6 protein-coding genes are annotated in these 4,958 nt (G+C 67.8%); 3 read left to right on the forward strand and 3 right to left on the reverse strand.

Annotated features, from left to right (window positions below):
* Positions 1-796, reverse strand: a 796-nt coding sequence (locus Q0716_RS01265) for a chemotaxis protein CheB (RefSeq protein WP_299018820.1), incomplete at its 3' end; no start/stop codon positions are given.
* A gap of 89 nt (positions 797-885) precedes the next feature.
* On the opposite strand from Q0716_RS01265, the gene tsaD reads away from it, so the two are divergent.
* Both tsaD and Q0716_RS01275 read left to right on the forward strand, forming a co-directional pair.
* A complete protein-coding gene (tsaD, locus tag Q0716_RS01270) occupies positions 886-1,938 on the forward strand; it encodes a tRNA (adenosine(37)-N6)-threonylcarbamoyltransferase complex transferase subunit TsaD (RefSeq protein WP_299018822.1) in 1,053 nt (350 codons plus the stop codon).
* Positions 1,939-2,108: 170 nt separating this feature from the next.
* Positions 2,109-3,437 carry a branched-chain amino acid ABC transporter substrate-binding protein gene (locus Q0716_RS01275; RefSeq protein WP_299018824.1) on the forward strand — a complete coding sequence of 443 codons (1,329 nt, stop codon included), beginning with the start codon at positions 2,109-2,111 and terminating at the stop codon, positions 3,435-3,437.
* 84 nt (positions 3,438-3,521) lie between these two features.
* On the opposite strand, the gene Q0716_RS01280 is transcribed toward Q0716_RS01275, so the two are convergent.
* Both Q0716_RS01280 and Q0716_RS01285 read right to left on the reverse strand, forming a co-directional pair.
* Positions 3,522-3,791, reverse strand: a complete 270-nt coding sequence (locus Q0716_RS01280; protein ID WP_299018826.1) for a type II toxin-antitoxin system RelE/ParE family toxin — start codon at positions 3,789-3,791, stop codon at positions 3,522-3,524.
* Positions 3,775-3,999 (reverse strand): DUF6290 family protein, encoded by a 225-nt coding sequence (locus Q0716_RS01285; RefSeq protein WP_299018829.1) that lies wholly within the window; start codon positions 3,997-3,999, stop codon positions 3,775-3,777. The genes Q0716_RS01280 and Q0716_RS01285 overlap by 17 nt, the downstream gene beginning before the upstream one ends.
* Positions 4,000-4,345: 346 nt before the next feature.
* On the opposite strand from Q0716_RS01285, the gene rpsO reads away from it, so the two are divergent.
* Positions 4,346-4,612, forward strand: coding sequence for a 30S ribosomal protein S15 (rpsO, locus tag Q0716_RS01290; protein ID WP_299018831.1), 267 nt, complete (start codon positions 4,346-4,348; stop codon positions 4,610-4,612).
* The last annotated feature ends 346 nt before the right edge of the window (positions 4,613-4,958 follow it).

Here is a 4,958-nt window from a genome sequence, read left to right on the forward strand (position 1 = left end):
GCTCCAGTGCGTCGAGCAGCTGGGCCAGCGTCGTCAGGCCCTGTTGGCGCATCACGCGCTCGATCTGGCGGCGCAACGTGGCGTCCTGGTACTGGCGCAAGTCCAGCCCCGTCCCGTCGCTCAGCCGCGCCAGCAGCACACCAAAGGCTTCCTTCTCGCTGCCGAGGGTGGCGTCGGTGGGGGGCGGCGTGCGCGGGCGTGCCGCTTGGCGCGCCGCCAGCAGCCGACCCAGGCGGCGACCCAGCGCCACCGCGGTGTCCACGTGGTCTGCCAGGCCCCTCTCGACCACGGTTTGCGGCATCGAGGCAAACGGTGCCTCGGTCGGCGATTCGGCCCACACCGCGCCGCCCATCTCGCGCACCACGCGCGCGCCCACCGCGCCGTCTTGCCCGGTGCCCGACAGCACGATGGCCACCACCCGTGGGCCAAGCGTGCGCGCTGCGCTGGCCAGCAGCCGATCCAGCGACGGTGCCGGCCCCTGACCGTTGGTGCTGGGCAACAGCCGAACCTGATGTTCGGTATCGATCTCGGCGTGGTGGCCTGGTGGCACCACGCCGATCGTGCCGCCACGCAATGCCGCGCCATCGGTGAGTGTCTCCACCGGCAGGCTGCTGACCGATTGCAAGAGGCGCACGAGCGCCGTGGGCTGCACGGCCGCGATGTGCTGTGCGACGATGCACGTCAGCCGCGGATCCGCGGGCAGCGCCGCCACCAGTTCACGCAGCGGCTCCAAACCCCCGGCCGAGGCACCGAGGACGGCCACGATCTGCGGAAGTGCGCGTGAGGGGCGGATCAAAAAATCTCTCCTCTGTCGTTTTCGACGACGATCCCATCAGCAACGAAAACAAAGTGAGCTTCATTGTAGATCCCGCATACACTTGCCGGATGCTGTTTTTGGGGATCGAATCGTCGTGTGACGAGACCGGTGTCGCGCTGGTGCAAGCCCAGGCGAGCGGGGTGCCGCGCCTGTTGGGGGCTGCGCTACACAGCCAAGTGGCCATGCACCGCGATTACGGCGGCGTGGTGCCCGAGCTGGCCAGCCGCGACCACATCCGGCGCGTGCTGCCGCTGACCGAGGCGGCGCTCGCACAAGCCGCGGTGCCGCTGCAGGCGATCGACGCCGTGGCCTACACGCGCGGCCCGGGGTTGGCGGGTGCGCTGTTGGTAGGCGCGGGTGTGGCAGCGGCGATGGCGATGGCGCTGGGGGTACCGGCGTTGCCCGTGCACCACTTGGAGGGGCATTTGCTGTCGCCGTTTCTGAGCGCGGATCCCCCCGAGTTTCCGTTCGTGGCGCTGTTGGTGTCTGGGGGCCACACGCAGCTGATGCGCGTGGACGGGGTAGGGCGCTACCACCTGCTGGGCGAGACGATCGACGATGCCGCGGGCGAAGCCTTCGACAAGTCGGCCAAGGTGCTGGGTTTGGGCTACCCGGGCGGGCCGGCGCTGTCGGCGTTGGCACGAGAAGGGGATCCCAACGCTTTTGCTCTGCCGCGGCCGCTGCTGCACAGTGGGGATTTGGATTTTTCGTTTGCCGGGCTCAAGACGGCGGTGCTGACCCAGGCGCGCAAGCTGGGGCCTGCGCTCGACGCGCGCAAGGCCGACTTGGCCGCAGCCACCGAGGCGGCGATCGTCGATGTGCTGGTGCACAAGTCGGTGGCGGCATTGCGTGCCACGGGGCTGCAGCGCTTGGTGGTGGCCGGTGGCGTCGGCGCCAACCAACGCCTGCGCCAGCGGCTGGGCGAGGCAGCCGCGCGTCACGGCTGGCGGCTGCACTATCCCGAGGTCGCCCTGTGCACCGACAACGGCGCGATGATCGCGCTGGCTGCCGCGATGCGTTGGCAGGCGGGTCTGGCGCCGCTGGCCCCGGCCGACGGGGCGTTCGACGTCGCCCCGCGCTGGCCGCTGGAGGCGGTGACAGTGGTCGGTACGGACCACTGATGGCGCGGCGGCCGGGCATCATGGCGGGCGGGGTTTTTCTCACCCGCTCGTAATTATGAATTATCATCGCGATTTGCCGCTACAATCCCGCCTGCGTTCCGCGGCCGCCCGAGCTGAGAGTGGGTGGGCGGCCGCGGCGGGTGAATGACCATCATCGAGGACAGACGGACATGCAACAGGAAACAAGGTGGGATCGGCGCCGGTGGATCATGAGCACGGGGGCTGCGCTGCTGACGGGTTGGGCGGGCGCGGTCGCGGCGCAGGGCGTTGCCACGCGCGCGGCGGCCCCGGTGCGCCTCGCCCTCATCGAGACGCTGTCGGGCCCGATGGGCAACGCCGGCGAGGCGGTGTTTCGCAATCTGGTGTGGGGGGCCGAGCGCGTCAATGCCCGTGGCGGCGTCGAGGTGGCGCCAGGTGTGCGCCGGCCACTGCAAATCGTGCGCTACGACAGCAAGGGCCAGCCGCAGGAGGCGCTGTCGGCATTGCAATCGGCGCTGGACGATGGCATCACGCTCGTGGCGCAAGGCAACTCGTCGGCGGTGGCGGCGGCGCTGATCGAGGCGATCAACCGCCACAACGAGCGCGAACCCCAGCGCCAGGCGCTGTTCCTGAACTACTCGGCCGTCGATCCGGTCCTGACCAACGAGCGCTGCAGTTTCTGGCATTTCCGCTTCGACGCCCACGCGGACATGCGCATGGCAGCGCTCATGAGCGTGCTCAAGGACGATGCCAGCGTGCGCAGCGTCTACCTGATCGGGCAGGACTACAGCTTCGGCCAAGCCGTGCTGCGCGAGGCCAAGCGCCAGCTCGCCCTGCAACGCCCGGACGTGCGCATCGTCGGCGAGGAGCTGCACCCGATGGCGCGCATCAAGGACTTCATCCCCTATGTCACCAAGATCAAGGCCAGTGGGGCGCAGGCCGTCATCACCGGCAACTGGGGCAACGACCTGACGCTGCTGGTGCGTGCGGCGCGCGATCTGGGGTATGAGGGCAAGTTCTACACCTTCTACGGCAACGCGCTCGGCGCGCCGGCGGCCATCGGCGACGCCGGCATCGGCAAGGTGATCGCCGTGGCCGACTGGTTCCCCAACGCGCCGGGTGCGGAGTCGCGCCGGTTTTACGAGTCGTTCCGCGAGCGCTTTCCCAACCCGGCGGACGACTATGTGCACCTGCGTATGCAGCTCATGATCGAGGCGCTGGCGCAAGCCATCGAGCGCGCGGCCCGGGTGTCGGGCGCTGTGGGGACGGCACAGCCCGCGGCGCTGCCCGTGGCGCGCGCGCTGGAGCAGGCCGACGTCACGCTCGCGGGGCAGCGGCTGCGCATGCGCGCCGACGACCACCAAGCCCAGCAGCCACTGATGGTGGCCATCATGGACCGGCAAGGCGCGCCGGGCGTGCCGTTCGACGTGGAGGGGTCAGGCTACGGGTTTCGCGTGCTCAAGCGGCTGGAGGCCGACGCCGCCGAGCAGCCCCACACCTGCCGCATGGTGCGGCCGTAGGCGCGCGGTGTCAGTACGTTCTTGCCGCTTGCCGTTGCTCGGCTTGTGCCCCTGAGGTCGGGCACGGCGTGGTGTCGATGGCCGTCATCGATAAACCTCCTTGCGGTTGCCGATGCGCACCACCAGCACGCGCAAAGCGCCGTCTTCGATACTGGCAATGATCCGGTAGTCGCCGACGCGGTACTTCCAGAACGCGCCCAGCTTGGAGCCTTTGAGCGCTTCGCCGATGCTGCGTGGGTCATCGAGTGCCGCAACGCGCTCCCGTAAAAACGCCGTGATGCGCTTCGCCTGCGTCTTGTCCAGATCGGCCAAGTCGCGCTTGGCCTTGTCGTCGATCTCAATCCGCCAAGCCAAGGTCGCGCTCCACTTCTTCTAAGGTGTGGGTACGGCTGCGGCCAGCGCGCAGGTCGATCAGTCGCTGCTCGGCGAGGTACAGGTCTTCTAGATCGTCCAGGTGCTCTAGGATGGCCTCGCGGGCGTAGAACGTCTTGGTGCGCCCGGTAGCCTTCGCTAGCGCGTCGAGGCGAGCTTCCACCTCAGGGGGGAGTCGGATGGCAAGCATGTGGGTACTCCTGATCTGGAATGCTATATCAGTATAGCGTCGCCATTCGAGTGATGGGCAACGCGGCCCGTCACGGGCGGTGCCCTGGCAGTGCCGTCCCTGCGCAAGTGAGACGGTCCCCACCGCAGGGGACATCTCGACTTGGTAAGAATGGGGACATTTCTACTTTGGGTTGACACACGCCCCACGGCGGGCTCGCGCCGGTTATAATCCTACGCTGCTCTGCCTTCGTGGTGGGGCAAACTCACGCCCGCTGCGGCAAAACGTCCAGCGTCGACCCTCATCGTTGGCGGTATTGGGCGTCCACCTGCGGCGGGACGCATGTCCATTTTCTTTTCGACATCCCATGATCTCCTCTGACATCAAAGCCCAGGTCATCGCCGACAACGCCCGCGGCCCCAACGACACCGGTAGTCCCGAGGTGCAGGTGGCGCTGTTGACTGCCCGCATCAACGAGCTGACGCCGCACTTCAAGACGCATGCCAAGGATCACCATGGCCGCCGCGGTCTGCTCAAGTTGGTCAGCCGCCGTCGCAAGCTGCTCGACTACCTCAAGGCCAAGGACGCCGACCGCTACGTCGCGCTGATCCAGAAGCTGGGTCTGCGCAAGTAACCAGGCGCCACATCCCCGCCAACGGGTGGATGCCCATCCTGCACGGAAGCGCCCGGGGTCGGTCATCGGCCCGGGGCGCTTTTTGCGTTCGTCCGCCCGTTTTCCCTTCCTTTTTCAACGACCCGAGCGGCGCAGAGCGAAGCTGTGTCATTCCAACGCCGATGTGCTGATACGCAGCGGCGCTGGAATGGCATCGTGTTCTGGGCTGCGGGTCCCCCCTCCCAGGAGTTGCACATGAGCCTGTTCCAAAAGCACACCAAGACCTTCCAATGGGGCCGCCACACGGTCACGATGGAGACCGGCGAGATCGCTCGCCAGGCCACGGGCGCCGTCTTGCTCGACATGG

This window comes from uncultured Tepidimonas sp. (assembly GCF_938045175.1).
Taxonomy (GTDB): Bacteria; Pseudomonadota; Gammaproteobacteria; order Burkholderiales; family Burkholderiaceae_C; genus Tepidimonas.

Bases quoted from the DNA above. Each gene is read 5' to 3' on its own strand.
- tsaD (WP_299018822.1), top strand. From the start codon at position 886: ATGCTGTTTTTGGGGATCGAATCGTCGTGTGACGAGACCGGTGTCGCG.
- Q0716_RS01275 (WP_299018824.1), top strand. From the start codon at position 2,109: ATGCAACAGGAAACAAGGTGGGATCGGCGCCGGTGGATCATGAGCACG.
- Q0716_RS01285 (WP_299018829.1), bottom strand. From the start codon at position 3,999: ATGCTTGCCATCCGACTCCCCCCTGAGGTGGAAGCTCGCCTCGACGCG.
- rpsO (WP_299018831.1), top strand. From the start codon at position 4,346: ATGATCTCCTCTGACATCAAAGCCCAGGTCATCGCCGACAACGCCCGC.